This is a genomic window from Pseudokineococcus marinus (assembly GCF_013004605.1).
GTDB classification, from domain to species: domain Bacteria; phylum Actinomycetota; class Actinomycetes; order Actinomycetales; family Quadrisphaeraceae; genus Pseudokineococcus; species Pseudokineococcus marinus.
On record NZ_JABEMA010000033.1, the window covers coordinates 1 to 17647 of the forward strand.

Below are 17647 nucleotides of genomic sequence, written 5' to 3' on the forward strand. Positions count from 1 at the left end.
CTCGCCGTCGGCCGGGTCCCCGCCCGCCGTGGCCTCCGGCACCTCCTCGACCGGCACGGGCCGCCGCGCCCGCGCCCGGTGCACGTCGGTGGCGCACCGGCTCGTGACGACGAGGAGCCAGGCGCGCGGGTCGCGCAGCCCGCCCGGCGGCGGGTAGGCGGCCAGCGCCTGGGCCCAGGCCTGCTGGGCGACGTCGTCACCGTCCACCGGGCCGGCGAGGGCGCGCGCCAGCCGGGCGACGTCGCGCCAGTGCTCCTCGACGAGGAGGGCGAAGGGAGGTGCGCTCACGGGAGGAGGACGCGCGGGGTCGCCCGCGTGTGAGGGCGGCCCGTCCGGTCACGGCGGGGAGGACCCGCGGAGGGGCCGGCGGAGGAGGACGCCGAGGGGTGCGCCGGGGGACGGGCGCACGACGGCAGCGCCGGGGGGCTGGACCCGCGCGGGCACGGGGGTCCAGGCTGTGCCACGGGGGACGGGGCGTGCGCCGGAGCACCGAGGTCCCCGGCGGGGCGCTGCCCCGTGCGTGCAGGACGTCTGGAGGAGCGATGCAGGTGGCCACGACCGCGACGGCACCCGAGGTGCTCGACTCCCGCCAGCGCGGGGACGCCCGGGCGGTGGCGGTGGCGCACCGGCCCGGGGCCGTGCCCGTGGCGCGGCGGACGATCACCGCCGACGTCGCCGAACGGGTCGACGACGAGCTGGTCCACGAGGTCAGCGTGGTCGTCAGCGAGCTGCTCGGCAACGCCCTGCGCCACGCCCGCCCCGACGACTCCGGGCGCGTCCTGCTGCGCTGGCAGGTCCGCGGCGACGTCGTCGACGTCGAGGTGACCGACGGCGGGTCGCCCGGCGAGGTCCGGCCCCAGCGGCCGGCCCCGATGGCGACCTCCGGCCGCGGGCTGCGCATCGTGCGGGCGCTGGCGCACGAGTGGGGCGTCGTCGAGGAGGACGACGGCCGGCGCACCGTGTGGGCTGCGCTCGGCGGCCCGACGCGCCGCCGACGACCGGTCGCCTGACGCCACCGCCGGTCGGCCGACGCCCCGAGGCTCGTGGGCGCGGCGGTGGGACGCGGCGGGCCGCGACGGCTGCGTAGGGTCGCGCCATGGCGAAGAGGTCTCCCGCACGTCGTCCCGCCGCCACCGCCGTGGAGGACGTGCCCGTCGTCGGCCCGCGCGAGCCCTGCCCCTGCGGCTCCGGCAAGCGCTACAAGGTGTGCCACGGGCGCGCCGCCCGCGCGGCGGCCACGGAGATCGTCCGCCGCCCCTTCGCCGGGCTGCCCGGCGAGGCTGACTGGGTCTGCCTGCGCGAGGTCGTGCCGGCGGCCACCGCCTCCGTGCGGACGACGCCCGAGCACGGGGGCGTCGACGTCACCGTCGCGACCGTGCTCCCCCTGGCGTGGCCGGGGCTGCACCGCGCGGACGGCGAGCGCCTCGTCGGCCTGCAGGCGCCCGGCTCGAGCGGCGACCCGAGCCGCGACCTCGCCGCGGCGCTCCTCGCCGTCGTCGCGAGCGAGCCCGGGCAGCCGCTCGAGCAGCGTCCCGCGGTCACCCCCGCCACCCCGCGCTTGCAGGACGTCCTCGACGTCGCGCGGCCCTTCGAGGTGCGCGTGCACGAGGGCTTCGACTTCTGGCTGCCCGAGGGCGCCGAGGCCGACGCCGAGGTGGCCGCCTCCCTCGAGCGCGCCGACGAGGCCGTCGTGCCCACCGAGCGCCTGCGCACCGTGGACGGCGCCTACTGGTGCCGCATCGGGGAGCGCACGCACCTGCGGTGGGCGATGGTCGAGGACGAGGAGCCCCTGCTCGACGCCCTGGCGCGCCTCCACGCGGCCGGCCGGGCGGGTTTGGGCGAGGGCACGAAGTACGTCGGCGCCTTCCGCGCCCAGGGCCTCGTCGTCCCCGTGTGGGACCTCGCGGAGGACGCCGTCGCCGACGACGTCGAGGAGCCCGCGGCCGCCTTCCGCGCCGCGCTCGACGAGGCGCTCGCGACGACCGAGCCGCTGACGGCCGACGAGCGCCGGGCCCGCGCCGGCGTCGTCTCGCGCCAGGTCACCCTGCGCTGACCCGGCCCGCCGCTACCGCCGGTCGAACTTCGTAGCCGTTCTCCGCCTGCGAGGCGCTTCCGGACGGACTTCGTAGCCCTTCTCCGCACCGGGAGCGCCCGACGACGGATTTCGTAGCCTTCGTCCGCGGAGGCGGCGGGTGGCGTCAGGCGCTGAGCGGGTCCCGGGAGACGGGGCAGCTCATGCACCGCGGGCCGCCGCGGCCCGAGCCGAGCTCGGACCCGCTGATGGGCAGCACCTCGACGCCGTGGGCCTCGAGGCGGGCGTTGGTCCGGGTGTTGCGCTCGTAGGCGACGACGACGCCGGGCGCGAGGGCCAGGGTGTTGTTGCCGTCGTCCCACTGCTCGCGCTCGGCCGTGACCTCGTCGAGGCCGGTGTCGACGACGCGGAGCTCGTCGATGCCCATGGCCTCGGCGGCCGCGGCGAGGAAGGGCCGCGCCCCGCCGACGTGCACGCCGGCGTCCGGGTCGCCCGCGTCGACGGGCGTGAGCGCGTACGCCGTCAGCGAGTGGGCGATCGAGGGGTACATGACGACCTGGTCGACGTCGACCATGGTGCAGACCGTGTCGAGGTGCATCGTCGCCCGCTCCTGCGCCACGGGCACCGCCAGGACGGTGTGCGCGCGGCCGCTGCGGAAGGCCCTCTCGGCCAGGCGCTCCACGCCGGCGGGCGTCGTCCGCTCGCCCGTGCCGACGGCGAGCACGCCGTCGGAGAGCACGAGGACGTCGCCGCCCTCGACGTGCTCGAGGCCGGGCTCGTAGAGCAGCTCCGTGCCGGCGAAGCGGGGGTGGTGGGCGTAGACGACGCGCGTCAGCGAGGTCTCCCGGTGCCGCGCGGGCATCGCCAGGGAGGACACGACGACCGAGTCGCCCACCCAGGCCGACGAGTCGCGCGTGAAGAGGAGGTTGGGCAGCGGCTCGACGACGAAGTCCCCGGCCTCCCGCAGGGCGGCGACGAGGCCCGGCTCGCGCGAGGGGCGCGCGAGGTCGAGCTCGTCGAGCCGCAGACCGGCCACGAGCACGTCAGCGAGGTCCTTGGGCGCGAGGGCGTGCAGGTGCTCGGCGACCCGTGCCCCGAGCACGCGCCCGAGGGAGGGGTCGGTCAGGACGGCGGCGACGGACTCCTCGCGGGCGACGGGCTCCTCGAGGGCCTCGGCGATGAGGTCGGCGAGCTCGAGCACCTCGACCCCTCGGCCGCGCAGCAGCTCGGCGAAGGCGTCGTGCTCGTCCTGCGCGCGCGCCACCCAGGGGATGGCGTCGAAGAGCAGGCGGTCGTTGTTGCGCGGGGTGAGCCGCGCGAGCTCGGCGCCGGGGCGGTGGAGGACGACCGAGCGCAGGGGCCCGACCTCGCTCGTGACGCCGTGGGGCGCGGGGGGCTGGCTCGACATGGCCGGAGGCTAGCCGCGGGCTCCTCCCCCGGGACGCTCAGGCGGCCGGGACGCCGGACGCCGCGGCCCGGCCGGCGGGCGAGCGCAGCCACCGGACCCCCAGCCCGACGCCCGCGAGCCCGACGGCCGCGAAGACGACCGCCGACAGCACGTAGCCGCCGAGCCCGGCGACGAGCAGCGCGAGCGAGCCCGCCGCGAAGGAGACGAGCAGCGCGACGGTCGTGAGGGCCGTGAAGTCGCTGCCGCCGGTGGCCGGGCGCGAGAGGTCCATGCTCACCGTGTAGATCACGACGTTGAGGGCCGTGTAGGCCACGAGGAAGCCCGACAGCGCCGTCACCGTCCACGCCAGCGGCGCCGAGCCCAGCAGCAGCGGGACCACCCCGGCGGTCGAGACGACGAGCACCGCTCCCCCGGCCACGAGCACGGCGGACCGGCCGAGGCGCCGCACGAGCCACCCGGAGACCAGCCCGGCGACGAGGGCGGGCACGCTGACGACGACGCCGGTGACGACGCCGATGCGGGCCAGCGACCAGCCGGCGTCGACGAGCGCGGGGCTCGTCAGCGACCAGACGCCCGCGACGCCGCCGTAGAGCAGCGGCACGACGACGAGCGCCCACGCCGGCACGCCCGGGCGCCGGAACACCGAGACGACCGCGCCCCAGGGCACGCCTCCCCTCGACGCGGCCGCCGAGCCGCCCGCACCGCCGTCGGCCCGCGGGGGCTCGCGGAAGGCGGCGACGACGCCGAGAGCGACGAGCGTGAGCGCCGCGAGCAGGAGGACAGCGGCGTGCCAGCCCCACCGGTCGTAGACGAGGACGCAGACGCCGCCGCCGAGCACCGTGCCGAGGTAGCTGGCGGCCACCTGCACGCCGCCGGCGACCCCGCGGTCGGCCGGGCGCAGCAGCCGCACCGAGAGGGCGTCGGCCGCGACGTCCTGCGTCGCCGAGAGCAGGACGAAGACGGCGGCGAGGGCCGCCAGCGGACCGAGCCTGGCGGCCGGGTCGTCGAGCGGCAGCATCGCCAGGAGCGCCAGGACCATGCCGGTCTGCAGCACGAGCAGCCACGAGCGGTAGTGGCCCAGCCGGCGGGAGCCGAAGCGGTCGAGCAGCGGCGCCCACAGCACCTTGAGGGGCCACACGAGCCCGAGCAGGGAGAGCAGCGCGAGCGTGTCGAGCGAGGTGCCGGCGTCGCGGAGGACGGCGACGAGCCCGACGGTGAGGAAGCCGATGCCGATGTACTGGGTGACCCACAGCGAGCCGAGCAGCAGCCACGGCGGGCGCGCCGCCGCACCCGCGGCCCTCGGGAGCGCGGCGCCGGGGGGCGCGACCACAGGGTCAGCCGGCGTCGCCGCGACGACGGCGGGCCCGGCGGTCGCCGCGGAGGACGCCGGGGCGCGGCTCACGCCTCGTCCCGCCAGTACCCGAGCGCGGAGACGCGCTCCTTCGGGACGCCGAGGTCGCGGCGCAGGTGGCGCGAGAGCGCGCGTGTGCTGGCGGCCTCGCAGCCCAGCCAGAACCAGTCGGCGCGGGCGTCCGCGCCGACCGCCCATCCGGAGCGCACGTGCTCGAGCAGCGCCGTCCCGGCCGCGGCACCGTCGCCGCGCGGCACCCACGTGACGTCGTGACCCTCGCGCGAGCGCACGGGCAGGGCCCGGTCGCCCGGGTGCCCCTGCTCGAGGACGACGGTCGCCGGCGTCCCGGGGTGGGCGTCGAGCACGGAGTTCACCGCGGGCAGCGACGCCGGGTCGCCGACGAGGTGCAGGCGGCGGACCGGGTCCGGCAGCGGGTCGAAGCGCGTCCCGTAGACCGTGGCGTCGAGGCGGTCGCCCGGCCGGGCGGCCAGCGACCAGGCCGCGGCGACGCCGTCGTGGAGCGCGAACTCGAGGTCGAAGGAGCCCGCCGCCGGGTCGGGGTCGACGACGGTGAAGGCGCGCTGGTGCGGGCGCCCGCCGTCCGAGAACCACAGCCGCACCCACATCGTCGGGTGCGGCGGGCAGGCCGCCAGCAGGCCGCCGTCGCGCACCCGCACCCTCCGGTAGCGGCCGCCCACGTCCTGCGCCGAGAGCACCTCGAGGGTGAAGTCCCGTCCGCGCAGCGCCTTGATCACCGCGCCCTGCCAGCCGTGCTGCACGTGCTCCTCCTCAGGCGTCGGCCCGGTGGCGGTCCCACCCGGCGCGGGCCCGCACCTGCCGCGCGGCCCCGGGAGATGTGTACCGTACCCGCGCTGAGGGCAGCCTTACCTCAGCCGCCGCCCCTCGGCCTGCCGATCCCCGGCGCCCGAGCCCTCGTCCGACCGCCGCGTCCGCCGACGCCCGCTCCCCCGGGAGACCCCGTGCCGCCCACCGCCCCCGCCGCGGACCCGTTCCTCCGCGAGACCACCGCCGACGCCTACGTGGCGGCGATGTCCGCGGCGGTCGACGTGCTCAGCCGCTCGGTCCGCGGGGCACGGCGCCCGCACACCGGCGCTCCGCAGCAGGAGCTGCAGGCGCTCGTCGACGCCGTCGACCTGGACGCACCGCTCGGCGACACCCCCGCGGCCCTCGAGGAGCTCTCGCGGGTGTGGCTCGACCACGCCGTGTGGTTCCACGCGCCCGGCTACGTCGCGCACCTCAACTGCCCGGTGGCGCTGCCGGCGCTCGCGGCGGACCTGCTGGCCTCCGCGGTGAACACCTCGATGGACACCTACGACCAGTCCCGGGTGGCCACCCTCCTCGAGCGGCGCCTGCTCGACTGGGCCGCCGAGCGGGCCGGCCTCGGGCCGGGCGCGCGCGGCGTCTTCACGAGCGGCGGCACGCAGTCCAACACCCACGCGCTGCTGCTCGCCCGGGAGGCGGCGCTGGCGGCGCGCGGCCTCGCGCGGCCGGACGAGCTCCTGCCCGGCCGCCTGCGCGTGCTGGCCAGCGACCAGGCCCACTTCAGCGTCACGCGCGCCGCGCGGCTCCTCGGCCTGGGCGCCGACGCGGTCGTGCGGGTGCCCACCGACGCCCGCCACCGCCTCGACCCCGCCGCGCTGGCCCGGGTCGCCGACGACGCGCGGGCGGCCGGCGACGTCGTCGCGGCCGTCGTCGCCACCGCCGGGACGACGGACCTCGGCCGCGTGGACCCCCTCGCCGCCGTCGCCGACGTCTGCGACGAGCGCGGCCTGTGGCTGCACGTCGACGCCGCGTACGGCGGGGGCCTGCTCGTCTCGAGGCGACGGCGGCACCTGCTCGACGGCGTCGAGCGGGCGTCGTCGGTGACCGTCGACTTCCACAAGACCTTCTTCCAGCCGGTGGCCTCCTCCGCGGTGCTCGTGCGCGACGGCGCGGCGATGGACCTCGTGGCCCACCACGCCGCCTACCTCAACCCGCGCGAGGAGGGCGTGCCCAACCACGTCGACACGAGCCTGCAGACGACGCGGCGCTTCGACGCCGTCAAGCTGTGGCTGACCCTGCGGGTCCTGGGCGCGGACGCGGTCGGCGACGCCGTCGACGCCTGCGTCGACCTGGCGGCCGACGTCGCCGAGGACCTCGCCCGCCAGCCCGACGTCGAGCTCCACAGCGCGCCGGAGCTGAGCACCGTCGTCTTCCGACTGCGCCCGCTGGTGGCCGGGCCCGACGGCGCCCCGACGCCGGTCGACGAGGGCACCGCCGACGCGCTCGTCGGCGGGGTGCGCGACCGGCTGGCCGCCGACGGCGCGGCCGTCGTGGCCCGCACCGTCCTCGACGGGCGGCCCTGGCTGAAGATGACCTTCCTCGACCCCGCGACGACGCGGGCCGACGTCGCCGACGTCCTGCGGCTCGTGCGCGAGGCCGGCGAGGACCTGCTCGCGCCGCTGCCCGCCCCGGTGGCGGCGGCCGCGGGGAGCGCGGCGTGAGCGCCCCGGCCGGCGCGGGCGCGCCCGAGGGCCCTGTCCACGAGGGCCCCGTCCACGACTTCGTCGCCGTCGGGATCGGCCCCTTCGGCCTGGGGCTGGCGGCGCTCGTCGCCCCGGTGCCCGACCTCTCCGGCGTCTTCCTCGACGCCAAGGAGGAGTTCTCCTGGCACCCCGGGATGATGCTCGAGGGCGCCACGACGCAGGTGCCCTTCATGGCCGACCTCGTGACGATGGCCGACCCGACGTCGGAGTTCTCGTTCCTCGCCTGGCTCAAGGCGACGGGGCGCCTGTACCCCTTCTACATCCGCGAGTCCTTCTACCCGCTGCGCTCGGACGTCGACGCCTACTGCCGCTGGGTGGCGGGCCGCGTGCCGGGCCTGCGCTTCGGCCGCGAGGTCGTGCGGGTCGACCACGAGGACGACGGGGCCGGCGGCCGCTACGTCGTCACCGCCCGCTGCACCCGCACGGGCGCCACCGAGACCCACCGCGGGCGCCGGCTCGTCCTCGGCGTCGGCACGCGGCCGTCGGTCCCCGAGGTCGCCCGCGAGCTGCCCGGACCCGCGCTGCACAGCGCCTCCTACCTCGACCGCAAGGACGAGCTGCAGCGCCTGGGCTCGGTGACGGTCGTCGGCAGCGGCCAGAGCGCCGCGGAGGTGTACCTCGACCTGCTCACCGACGCCCGGCGCTGCGGCTACCGGGTGGACTGGGTGACGCGCTCGCCCCGCTTCTTCCCCATGGAGTACACGAAGCTCACGCTCGAGATGACGTCGCCGGAGTACGTGCGCTACCACCACGCGCTCCCGCCGCGCCGCCGCGACGAGCTGGCCCGCGAGCAGCGCCAGCTGCACAAGGGCATCAGCGCCGACCTCGTCGACGCGATCTACGACACGCTCTACCGGCTCGGCTCCCGCGGCGAGGTGCCCACCGAGCTGCTCACCGGCGTCGAGCTCACGGGCGCGCGCCGGGACGACGAGCGGCGCACGTACGTCCTCGACCTGCACCACGCCGAGACGGGCGGCCGCACGACCCGGGAGACGCAGGGCCTCGTCCTCGCCACCGGGTACCGCGCCGAGGTGCCCGCCTTCCTCGAGCCCGTGCGCCACCGCGTCCGGTGGGACGCGCAGGGCCGCTACGACGTCGCCCTCGGCTACACCGTCGACCACGACGACCGGGAGGTCTTCGTGCTCAACGGCGAGGAGCACACGCACGGCATCGCGGCCCCCGACCTCGGCATGGGCGCCTTCCGCGCCTCGGTGGTGATCAACGCGATGTGCGGGCGCGAGGTCTACCCCGTCGAGGAGCACATCGCCTACCAGCAGTTCGGCGTCGAGGGCCCCGCGGGCGGCCCCCTCGGCGACGTGCACCTCCGTGGGACTCCGGCGTCCGAGCCGGCGCCGGCGGGGGCCGCGCGGTGACCGGCGCGGGCCCGACGACGGCGCCGGTCGCCGCCGTGACGGCGCGCTCCGCGCTGGGCACGTGGACCTTCGAGCCGCTGCCCGTCGACGGCACGACCCCTCTGGGCGACGCGACCCTCGTGCAGCTGCACGCGTGGGTGACCGCCCCGCGCTCGGTGTTCTGGCAGATGCAGGGCGCCACGACGGAGGACGTCCGCGCCGAGCACGCCACCATCGCCGCGGACCCCTGCCACCACGCGTGGCTGGGCCACCTCGACGGCCGCCCGCTCGTGCTGGCGGAGACCTACGACCCGCGCGAGCGCGTGCTCGCCGGCCACTGGGACGCCGAGGCCGGCGACGTCGGGATGCACCTGCTCGTCGCGCCGCCCGAGCCCGGCGCTCCCCCGGTCCCCGGGCTGACGTCGACGGCCGTGGCCGCCGTCGTCCGCCTCGCCCTGGCGCAGCCGGGGGCGCGGCGCGTCGTCGTCGAGCCCGACGAGCAGAACACGGCCGTGCGCGCCAAGAACCGCGCCGCCGGCTTCGTCGAGCACGGCCTGCTCGCGCTGCCCGGCAAGACGGCGGTGCTCTCGACGTGCACGCGGGAGGCCTTCGAGCGCAGCGAGCTCGGGGGGCTCGTGCGGTGACCGCCCCTCACGGAGCCGGGCCCGACCCCGCCGACCTCGCCGACCTCGCCGTCGGGGGCGCCGAGCACCTCGAGCCCGCGGCCATGGCCGCGGCGCAGCGCCACCTCGTCGCCAAGGCGCTCTCGGAGCTCGCGCACGAGCGGCTCCTGCGCCCGGACCCCCTCGACGACCCACCGAGCGACGACAGGGGGGCGGACCCGGGGACGGCGGACGGGCGCAGCCCGTGGCGCACGTGGTCGCTTCGCACACCCGGCGCCGCGCCCCACGACGACCACAGCCGCGCGCCCGGGACGGCGGAGTACCGCTACCGCGCGCGCGTGCTGCCGCTCGAGCACTGGGACGTCGACGCGGCATCGGTCGTGCGCACGGTCGACGGCGCGCCGGCCGACCTCGACGTGCAGGAGCTCGTCGTCGAGCTCGCCCCGTGGCTGGGCGTGCCGGACGCGCTGCTGCACACCTACCTCGAGGAGCTGGCCGCGACGCTCGCCGGCGCCGCGTGGAAGCTCCACCACCGCCGGGTCGACGCCCGCGTCCTGGCGCGCGCCGACCTCCAGACCGTCGAGCGGTCGATGACCGAGGGCCACCCGGGCTTCCTCGCCAACAACGGCCGCATCGGCTTCGGCCTCGACGACGCCGCCCGCTACGCCCCCGAGGCCGGGCGGCCCGCACGCCTCGTGTGGGTGGCCGCCCGGCGCGACCGCGCCGTGCTCGCGCTCGGTGCGGGCGTCGACGAGGACGGGCTGCTCGACGGCCAGCTCGGGCCCGAGGTCCGGGCGGTCTTCGCGCAGCGGCTGCGCGACCTCGGCTGCGACCCCGCGGGCTACGTCCTCCTGCCCCTGCACCCGTGGCAGTGGGACGCCAAGGTCGCCGTCACCTTCGCGCCCGACCTCGCCCGCCGGGACCTCGTGCTCCTCGGCCGCGGGCCCGACCGGTACGTGCCCCAGCAGTCGATCCGCACCTTCTTCGACGTCGACCGCCCCGAGCGCCACTACGTCAAGACGGCGCTCGCCGTGCAGAACATGGGCTTCGTCCGCGGCCTGTCCCCCGCGTACATGGCCGGCACGCCGGCCGTGAACGACTGGGTGGCCGACGTCGTCGCGGGCGACCCGGAGCTCGCGGGCTCGGGCTTCGGCGTCCTGCGCGAGCTCGCCGCCGTCGGGTACACCGGCGACGCCTACCACCGCTCCGCGCGCCCGGGCCCTCGCTCGGCGCACCAGCGGATGGTCGCGGCGCTGTGGCGCGAGAGCCCCGTCCCGCGGCTGGCGGACGGCGAGCGCACCATGACCATGGCGGCGCTCCTGCACCGCGACCACGAGGGCCGCTCCCTCGTCGGGGCCCTCGTCGAGGGCTCCGGCCTCGGGGCGCGAGAATGGCTCGAGCGCTACCTGCGCGCCTACGTGCGCCCGCTCGTCCACTGCCTGCTCGTGCACGACCTGGCCTTCATGCCGCACGGGGAGAACGTCCTCGTCGTGCTGCGCGGCGACGTCGTCGAGCGGGTGCTCGTCAAGGACATCGGCGAGGAGGTGGCCGTCTTCGGCGACCGGCCGCTCCCCGACGGCGTCGAGCGCGTGCGCGTGGCCGACGACCCGGGCGTGCGGCTGCTGTCGCTCTTCACCGACGTCGTCGACGGGGTGCTGCGCCACCTCGTCGCGGTCCTCGACCGCGACGGGCTGCTGCCCGCGGAGGAGTCGTGGCGGGTGCTCGCCGAGGTCCTCGACGCCCACCGCCGCGACCACCCGGCCGCGCACGAGCGCTTCGACGTCTTCACCCCGACCTTCGCGCACTCCTGCCTCAACCGGCTGCAGCTGCGCAACACCCTCCAGATGGTCGACCTCGCCGACCAGGTCTCCTCCCTGCTCATGGCGGGCGAGCTGGACAACCCGGTGGCGCCGCACGACCCGCGGCGTCGCACCGGCACCTCCGCGAGCGGTCCGGCCGCGGGGGGCGCGCCGTGACGCCTCGCGTGCGGCGCGACGCCCACGGCGTGCCGACGGTCGAGGCCGGCTCGCTCGAGGAGCTGGCTCACGCGCAGGGCCGGGTGACGGCGCACGACCGGGCCTGGCAGCTAGAGTCCGAGCGCTGGCGCGCCGAGGGGACGCTCGCCGCCCGCGTCGGCCCGGCCGGGCTGGCGTGGGACGTCCTCGCCCGCCGGGTGCGCCTGCAGGACACCGCCCGCCGCTGCTACGCCGCGCTGGAAGAGCCCGTGCGCCGCTTCGTCGCGGCGTACGCCCAGGGCGTCGCCGCAGGCCTGCCCGAGGGCGCCGCACGGTCTCCCGAGCTGCGCGCCCTCGGGCTCGACGGCGGTGACGTCGGCACGGGCCCCGACGGCGACGGGGCCCCGGGGTGGCAGCCGTGGACGCCGCTCGCGGTGCTGCTCTCCCACCACCTCCTCTTCGGGTCGGTCGGCACGAAGCTCTGGCGCGAGCACGTGGTGGGCGCCCTGGGTCCGGACCTCGGCGGGGACCTCGCGGCCGCCTTCGCCGTCGGGCCGCCCGACGGCAGCAACGCCCTCGCCGTCGCCGGCTCCCGGACGGCGAGCGGCCTGCCCCTCGTCGCGGGCGACCCGCACCGCCTCCTCGAGCGGCCCGGCGTCTACCAGCAGGTGCACCTCGTGTGCGCCGCCGAGGGCGTCGACGTCGTCGGCCTCGCCTTCCCCGGCGTGCCGGGCGTCCCCCACTTCGGGCACGCCGGGTCCGTGGCGTGGGCGGTGACGAACGCGATGGCCGACTACCAGGACCTCCTGGTCGAGCGGCTGCGGGTCGACGGCCGGGACGAGGACGGTGGGTCGCGGCTGCTCGCCCACGGGGCCGGAGGGCGGGCGGAGGACGGGCCCGACGGGTGGGAGCCGGTGGAGCGACGCACCGAGATCGTCGACGTCGCCGGGGCGGAGCCCGTGCGCGTCGACGTCGTCGAGACCGCCCGCGGGCCCCTCCTCGTGCTCGACCGGCGGCGCCCCGACGCGCCCGCGCTCGACCTCGCCGACGGCACCGAGGTCGAGGGCCTGGCCCTGCGCGCGCCGAGCCGGGTGCTCGCCGACGCCGGCGCCGAGGTGGCCATGTGGGGCCGCCGGCTCGAGGTCGTCGCCGCCGTCGCGGGCGGGCGCGGCAACCCGGCCTACCTGCCGGGCGTCGCGCTGCCGGACGCCGTCACGGCGACGACGGACCCGCGCCGCGCCCTCGAGGGCGCCGACGTCGTGGTGCTCGCCCTGCCGTCGCAGTCGCTGCGCGGCGTCCTCGGCGGCGTGGCCGACGCCGTCCCCGCCGGGGCCCCGCTCGTCAGCCTGGCGAAGGGCCTCGAGAGCGGCTCGCGGCTGCGGATGAGCGAGGTCGTGGCCGAGGCGTCCGGCGCCGCGCGCGAGCGCGTGGCCGTGGTCTCGGGTCCCAACCTCGCCCGGGAGATCGCCGAGCGGCAGCCCACGGCCACGGTGGTGGCCGCCCACGCCCCCGACGTCGCCGCCGAGGTCGCGGCGGCCTGCGCCACACCGGTCTTCCGGCCCTACACCCACCACGACGTCCTCGGCGTCGAGCTCGGCGGCGTCGTCAAGAACGTCGTCGGCCTGGCCGTCGGCATGGCCGAGGGCCTCGGGTACGGCGACAACGCCAAGGCGTCGATCATCACCCGCGGCCTCGCGCAGACCTCCCGCCTCGCCGTCGCCCTGGGCGCCGAGGCGGCCACGCTGGCCGGGCTCGCCGGGATGGGCGACCTCGTCGCCACCTGCGCGTCGCCCCTGTCGCGCAACCACCAGACGGGCGTCCAGCTGGGTCGCGGTCTCGACGTCGGCGCGGCGGCGCGGGTCGTGCGCCAGACGGCCGAGGGCGTCCGCTCGGCCCCGTCGGTCCTGGCCCTCGCCCGGTCCGCGGGCGTCGAGATGCCCATCGTCGAGCAGGTCGTCGACGTCGTCGAGGGGCGGGTCCACGCGCGGGAGGCGGCGCGGCTGCTCCTGGCCCGCGACCTCAAGCACGAGGCCGGCTGACGTGGCGTCACGGGGCGCGGCGGGGCGCTCGCGCCCGGAGCGGGTCGAGGTGGTCCTGCCCGACCTCGTGCCGCGCACGGCGCCGCCGGGGGCGGGGGAGGACCTCGACGGGCTCCTGCTCGACGGCCTGGACCTCACCGGGGCGGAGCTGCCCGACCTGCGGCTGCTCGAGTGCGCCCTCGTCGCCTGCCGCCTCGACGGCGCCGCCCTGCGCGGCGCCCGCCTCGTCTCGACCCGCCTCGAGGAGCTGGCCGCGACGGACCTCGACCTCACCGGCTCGTCCTGGCGGGACGTCGTCGTCGAGGGCTCCCGAGCCGGCGTGCTGCGGCTCGGGGAGGCCGACCTCGTCCGCACCCGCCTCAGCGGGTGCCGGCTGCACCACCTGGACGCCCGGGGCGCCGAGCTCTCCGACGTCCTGCTCGAGGACTGCGTCGTCGGGGAGCTCGACCTCACGGACGCGCGGGCGGCGCGGGTGCGGCTGGTCGGCTGCCGCGTCGAGCGGCTCGTGCTCACCGGCTCGCGCCTGTCCGGTCTCGACGTGAGCGGGGCCCGCGTCGAGCGCATCACCGGCCCGGGCGACCTCGCGGGCGTCGTCCTCGGCGAGGACCAGGCCGCCGGCTTCGCGACCGGCCTCGCCGAGCACCTCGGCGCGCGGGTCGTGCCGACCGCACCCGCCCGGGCGGACGGCACCGAGCGGGCCTGACGCGAGCGGCTCTGGTGCCGATCAGGTCCGGTGCGACCGGGCCGAGTGCCGAGTGGGTCTGCCGCCGAGCAGATCTGGGCTCAGGCCCCGCCGTCGAGCGCCTGCTCGAGGTCGGCCCAGAGGTCCTCGACGTCCTCCAGGCCGCAGGAGAGACGGAGCAGCCCGAGAGGCGTCGTCGGCGGCTCGTTGGCGTGGCGCCGTCGGCGCTCGACGAGCGACTCGACGCCGCCGAGGCTCGTCGCCGGCGTCCACAGGCCCAGGCGGTCGACGAGGGCGGCGGCGAGGGCGCCGTCGTCGTCGCCGACCAGCTCCAGCGACAGCACGCTCCCGGCGCCGCGCATCTGGGCCCGCGCGCGCTCGTGGCCCGGGTCCGAGGGCAGGGACGGGTGCCGCACGCGCCCGACGGCGGGGTGGCGCTCGAGGCGCCGCGCGAGCTCGGCGGCGGTCGCCCCCGTGCGCTCGACGCGCAGCGCCAGGGTCCGCAGGCCCCGCAGCGCCAGCCACGCCTCGAACGGCCCGGGGATGGCGCCGTGCACCCGGCGGTGGGTCGACAGCCGCTGCAGCAGAGCGGCGTCGGACGTCGCCACGGCCCCGAGCAGGACGTCGGAGTGCCCGGACAGGAGCTTGGTGACCGAGTGGACGACGACGTCCGCCCCGAGCGCGAGGGGCTGCTGCACCAGGGGGGTGGCGAAGGTGCCGTCCACGGCGACCACGGCCCCGGCGCCCCGGCCCGCGGCGGCGCACGCGGGCAGGTCGGCCACCTCCAGGAGCGGGTTCGTGGGCGACTCCAGCCACAGCAGGTCGGCGCCGCCCGCGAGGGCGCTCTCGACCTCCGCGGTGTCGGCGACGTCGACGAAGGTGACGCGCGCCCGCCCGTCGGCGTCGAGCTGCTCGAGCAGCTCGACCGAGGTGTTGTACGCCGAGCGCGGCGCGACGACGCGCCCGCCCAGGGGCACGAGCGCGAGCACCGCCGACACGGCGGCCATGCCCGAGGCGAAGGCGAGCGCGCCGCCGTCCTCGCCGGTGCCCTCGAGGGTCGCGAGCACCTCCTCCAGCGGCTCCCAGCTGGCGTTGGACGAGCGGGCGTAGGTCCGGGCGCCCGGCCCCGGCTTGCCGGCGCCCACGAAGGTGGACGACAGCACGAGCGGCGGGTTGACCGGCGCGTCCGGCGTCCGCGGCGGCCGTCCCGCGGCGACGACGGTCGTCGCGGGGGACCAGGGGCGACCGCTCGCCCCGGCGCCGGTCGGGTGGGGGGTGCCGTCCGCCATGGCGGCGAGCGTAGGGGCCCGCGCCCGAGCGGCGGACCCGCGTCCCACCGCCGACGGCGGGTGCCGGACCGACCGCGGCGAGGCGCCGCGTGGCGCCGCGTGGCGCCGCGGAGGGCGCTCGGGCCGCCGGTAGCGTCCCGGCGGTGGAGGCGCAGCCGGCAGGACGGGACCCCGAGGACCGCACGCAGGAGGGAGCCCCCCGCCGTCGCCGCGTCGCCGTCGTCTTCGGCGGGCGCTCGAGCGAGCACGGCATCAGCTGCGTCACCGCCGCGGGCGTCCTGCGCGCGCTCGACCGCGACCGGTGGGACGTCGTCCCCGTCGGCATCGCGCTCGACGGCCGGTGGGTCCTCGCCGCCGACGACCCCGCGCGCTGGGAGCTCGCCGGCGGCGTCCTGCCCGTCGTCGAGCCGGGGGAGGGGCCCGCCGTGCTGGCGCCCCGCTCTCCCGTCGAGCGCGGCCTCGTCGCGCTCGACGCCGGCGACGTCCCGCGCGCGCTCGGCGAGGTCGACGTCGTCCTCCCGCTCCTGCACGGTCCCTTCGGCGAGGACGGGACGCTGCAGGGCATGCTCGAGATGTCCGACACCCGCTACGTCGGCTCGGGCGTCCTGGCCTCCGCCGTGTCGATGGACAAGCACTACGCCAAGACCGTCCTCGCCGCGGCGGGCGTCGCCGTCGGCCCGTGGGCGCTCGTCACCGACCGCGCCTGGCGCGCCGACCGCGAGGAGCGCCTCGACGCCGCCCTCGCCGTCGCGGAGGGCGCCGGGGCCGCCGTCGTCTTCGTCAAGCCGTGCCGCGCGGGCTCGTCGATGGGCGTCACCCGCGTCGTGCTGGGCGAGGCCCCCGGCCGCTGGCGGGAGGGCGCCCGCGCGGCGCTCGCCGCGGCCGTGGAGGCCGCCCGCGAGCACGACCCGCGGGTCCTCGTGGAGGCGGCCGTCGCCGGCCGCGAGCTGGAGTGCGGCGTGCTGGACGGCCTCGGCGGGGCGGCGCCGGAGGCGTCGGTCGTCGGCGAGGTGGCCGTCGTCGACGGCCGCGACTTCTACGACTTCGAGGCCAAGTACCTCGACGGCGGCGCCGTGGAGCTCACCTGCCCCGCCGACGTCCCGGAGGAGGTCGCCGAGTCCGTGCGCGCGACGGCGCTGCGCGCCTTCGACGCCCTCGGCTGCGAGGGGCTGGCGCGTGTCGACGTCTTCGTCGCCGACGACGGCCGGGTCGTCGTCAACGAGGTCAACACGATGCCGGGCTTCACCCCGTCGTCGATGTTCCCCCGGCTCTGGGAGGCCTCGGGCCTGCCCTACCCGGCGCTCGTCGACCGGCTCCTCGAGCTGGCCCTCGAGCGTCGCGCCGGCCTGCGCTGACACCGGCTCCCGGCGCGGCGCCCGTCACGAGCAGCTGCGCCGGGCCTCCAGGGCCTCGACGGCGCCGCCCAGCCCGGGCAGGACGTCGGCGGCCGTGAGGTCGCCCGTGACGGCGACCTGCGTGGCGGGGGCCCGCCCGTAGGTCGTCCAGGGCGGTGACGCCTCGGCGTCGGAGGCCACCCAGTCGACGCCGTCGACCGACAGGCACGCGTCCGTCGTGGGGCCGGGGAGGTCGACGCCGCAGCGCAGGACCACCTGCTCGGACCGGTCGGGCGAGGCCCAGGCGGCCGTCGACTGCCCGGTCGACGCGACGCGCGGGAGGCCCGCCAGCTCGTCGACCTCGCGCACGAGCACGAGCACGGACGCGCAGCCCGGGTCGGCCGCCTCGGGCGCGGCCGGGGCCGCGACGGGCGAGCCCCCGCAGCCGGGGAGCAGCAGGAGGGCCGTCGCCGCCACGAGCGCGCGACGGCGCGGCGCGGTCCCCGTCACGCGACGACGGTGCAGGTCACCGTCCGCGTGATGCCGGGCACGGCCTGCACCTGCGAGGAGACGAGCCGGCCGAGCTGGCCGGTGGTCGGTGCCTCGACGCGGGCGATGACGTCGTAGGGGCCCGTCACGTCCTCGGCGAGCACGACGCCGCCGATGGCGGCCAGGGCGGCCGCGACCTCCGACGAGCGGCCGACCTGGGTCTGGACGAGCACGTACGCCTGCTCCACGGGGCTTCTCCTCCTCGGTGCGCGCCTTGGGGCGGCGCCGTTCTCGGCTGGCTGGGCTGGGTCGAGCGGGGCTGGTGACGGGACGGGTGGCCCGTGGCGGCCCGGGTGCCCGGGACGCCGCGGGCCGGCCGCCTCGGCGACGGCGCGGCGGCCGGGCCCTCGTGGGGCCGGCGCGGCGCACCACCGCCACGTCCGTCGCCTGGTCGTGCGCTCCGGCGGGCCGCGGTCCGCGGCGCCGCCGGGACGGGCGCGGGCGACGCTACCGTGGCCGGGCTGCGCCGCCCCAGCCCGTCCGGGCG

16 protein-coding genes and 1 pseudogene are annotated in these 17647 nt (G+C 78.1%); 10 read left to right on the plus strand and 7 right to left on the minus strand.

Going from position 1 to position 17647, the window contains the following annotated elements; genetic code table 11:
* Nucleotides 1-288, minus strand: a 288-nt coding sequence (locus HLB09_RS04265; RefSeq protein ID WP_322790022.1) for a sigma factor, incomplete at its 3' end; no start/stop codon positions are given.
* Between the two features lie 254 nt (nucleotides 289-542).
* On the opposite strand from HLB09_RS04265, the gene HLB09_RS04270 reads away from it, so the two are divergent.
* Together HLB09_RS04270 and HLB09_RS04275 are read left to right on the plus strand one after the other, a co-directional pair.
* The gene (locus HLB09_RS04270) at nucleotides 543-1010 is read left to right on the plus strand and encodes an ATP-binding protein (protein ID WP_171202165.1); all 468 of its coding nucleotides are present in this window, start codon (nucleotides 543-545) and stop codon (nucleotides 1008-1010) included.
* Between the two features lie 86 nt (nucleotides 1011-1096).
* Nucleotides 1097-2053 carry a DUF5926 family protein gene (locus HLB09_RS04275; RefSeq protein WP_171202166.1) on the plus strand — a complete coding sequence of 319 codons (957 nt, stop codon included), beginning with the start codon at nucleotides 1097-1099 and terminating at the stop codon, nucleotides 2051-2053.
* Between the two features lie 145 nt (nucleotides 2054-2198).
* Here HLB09_RS04275 and HLB09_RS04280 read toward each other — a convergent pair whose 3' ends face one another.
* The 3 genes from HLB09_RS04280 to HLB09_RS04290 are packed head-to-tail and all read right to left on the minus strand — an operon-like array spanning nucleotide 2199 to nucleotide 5570.
* A complete protein-coding gene (locus tag HLB09_RS04280; protein ID WP_171202167.1) occupies nucleotides 2199-3440 on the minus strand; it encodes an arginine deiminase in 1242 nt (413 codons plus the stop codon).
* Nucleotides 3441-3477: 37 nt separating this feature from the next.
* Nucleotides 3478-4842, minus strand: a complete 1365-nt coding sequence (locus HLB09_RS04285) for an MFS transporter (protein ID WP_212770534.1) — start codon at nucleotides 4840-4842, stop codon at nucleotides 3478-3480.
* On the minus strand, nucleotides 4839-5570 hold the full coding sequence (locus tag HLB09_RS04290) for a siderophore-interacting protein (protein WP_171202168.1): 732 nt from the start codon (nucleotides 5568-5570) through the stop codon (nucleotides 4839-4841). The genes HLB09_RS04285 and HLB09_RS04290 overlap by 4 nt, the downstream gene beginning before the upstream one ends.
* Nucleotides 5571-5840: 270 nt before the next feature.
* On the opposite strand from HLB09_RS04290, the gene HLB09_RS04295 reads away from it, so the two are divergent.
* The 7 genes and pseudogenes from HLB09_RS04295 to HLB09_RS19745 all read left to right on the plus strand — a co-directional run bounded on the left by HLB09_RS04295 (nucleotide 5841) and on the right by HLB09_RS19745 (nucleotide 14009).
* Nucleotides 5841-7295, plus strand: a complete 1455-nt coding sequence (locus tag HLB09_RS04295; protein ID WP_246234232.1) for a pyridoxal phosphate-dependent decarboxylase family protein — start codon at nucleotides 5841-5843, stop codon at nucleotides 7293-7295.
* Nucleotides 7292-8710: a lysine N(6)-hydroxylase/L-ornithine N(5)-oxygenase family protein gene (locus tag HLB09_RS04300; protein WP_171202170.1), complete on the plus strand. Its 1419-nt coding sequence runs from the start codon at nucleotides 7292-7294 to the stop codon at nucleotides 8708-8710. The genes HLB09_RS04295 and HLB09_RS04300 overlap by 4 nt, the downstream gene beginning before the upstream one ends.
* A complete protein-coding gene (locus HLB09_RS04305) occupies nucleotides 8707-9333 on the plus strand; it encodes a GNAT family N-acetyltransferase (protein WP_212770536.1) in 627 nt (208 codons plus the stop codon). Before HLB09_RS04300 ends, HLB09_RS04305 begins: the two co-directional genes overlap by 4 nt.
* Nucleotides 9330-11288, plus strand: coding sequence for an IucA/IucC family protein (locus HLB09_RS04310; protein WP_322790023.1), 1959 nt, complete (start codon nucleotides 9330-9332; stop codon nucleotides 11286-11288). The genes HLB09_RS04305 and HLB09_RS04310 overlap by 4 nt, the downstream gene beginning before the upstream one ends.
* An 8-nt stretch (nucleotides 11289-11296) precedes the next feature.
* Nucleotides 11297-12274 (plus strand): annotated as a pseudogene (locus tag HLB09_RS20315) (penicillin acylase family protein); the annotation flags it as partial.
* 60 nt (nucleotides 12275-12334) lie between these two features.
* Nucleotides 12335-13306 (plus strand): NAD(P)H-dependent glycerol-3-phosphate dehydrogenase, encoded by a 972-nt coding sequence (locus tag HLB09_RS20320; protein WP_409372977.1) that lies wholly within the window; start codon nucleotides 12335-12337, stop codon nucleotides 13304-13306.
* Between the two features lies 1 nt (nucleotide 13307).
* The gene (locus HLB09_RS19745; RefSeq protein WP_171202171.1) at nucleotides 13308-14009 is read left to right on the plus strand and encodes a pentapeptide repeat-containing protein; all 702 of its coding nucleotides are present in this window, start codon (nucleotides 13308-13310) and stop codon (nucleotides 14007-14009) included.
* 80 nt (nucleotides 14010-14089) lie between these two features.
* Here the strand turns inward: HLB09_RS19745 and HLB09_RS04325 are convergent, their stop codons facing one another.
* Nucleotides 14090-15277 (minus strand): trans-sulfuration enzyme family protein, encoded by a 1188-nt coding sequence (locus tag HLB09_RS04325; RefSeq protein ID WP_171202172.1) that lies wholly within the window; start codon nucleotides 15275-15277, stop codon nucleotides 14090-14092.
* A gap of 143 nt (nucleotides 15278-15420) precedes the next feature.
* On the opposite strand from HLB09_RS04325, the gene HLB09_RS04330 reads away from it, so the two are divergent.
* Complete coding sequence (locus HLB09_RS04330) at nucleotides 15421-16632, plus strand: D-alanine--D-alanine ligase family protein (protein ID WP_171202173.1); 1212 nt, start codon at nucleotides 15421-15423, stop codon at nucleotides 16630-16632.
* 24 nt (nucleotides 16633-16656) lie between these two features.
* On the opposite strand, the gene HLB09_RS04335 is transcribed toward HLB09_RS04330, so the two are convergent.
* Together HLB09_RS04335 and HLB09_RS19750 are read right to left on the minus strand one after the other, a co-directional pair.
* Nucleotides 16657-17121, minus strand: a complete 465-nt coding sequence (locus tag HLB09_RS04335) for a DUF3515 family protein (RefSeq protein WP_171202174.1) — start codon at nucleotides 17119-17121, stop codon at nucleotides 16657-16659.
* Entirely contained in the window at nucleotides 17118-17348 is a 231-nt protein-coding gene (locus HLB09_RS19750; protein ID WP_171202175.1) for an Lrp/AsnC family transcriptional regulator, read from the minus strand. Before HLB09_RS19750 ends, HLB09_RS04335 begins: the two co-directional genes overlap by 4 nt.
* Nucleotides 17349-17647: the final 299 nt, after the last annotated feature.

What these genes read in the sequence shown, in the direction of transcription:
- HLB09_RS04270 (WP_171202165.1), top strand. Translation starts at nt 543, where the DNA reads ATGCAGGTGGCCACGACCGCGACGGCACCCGAGGTGCTCGACTCCCGC.
- HLB09_RS04275 (WP_171202166.1), top strand. Translation starts at nt 1,097, where the DNA reads ATGGCGAAGAGGTCTCCCGCACGTCGTCCCGCCGCCACCGCCGTGGAG.
- HLB09_RS04280 (WP_171202167.1), bottom strand. Translation starts at nt 3,440, where the DNA reads ATGTCGAGCCAGCCCCCCGCGCCCCACGGCGTCACGAGCGAGGTCGGG.
- HLB09_RS04295 (WP_246234232.1), top strand. Translation starts at nt 5,841, where the DNA reads ATGTCCGCGGCGGTCGACGTGCTCAGCCGCTCGGTCCGCGGGGCACGG.
- HLB09_RS04325 (WP_171202172.1), bottom strand. Translation starts at nt 15,277, where the DNA reads ATGGCGGACGGCACCCCCCACCCGACCGGCGCCGGGGCGAGCGGTCGC.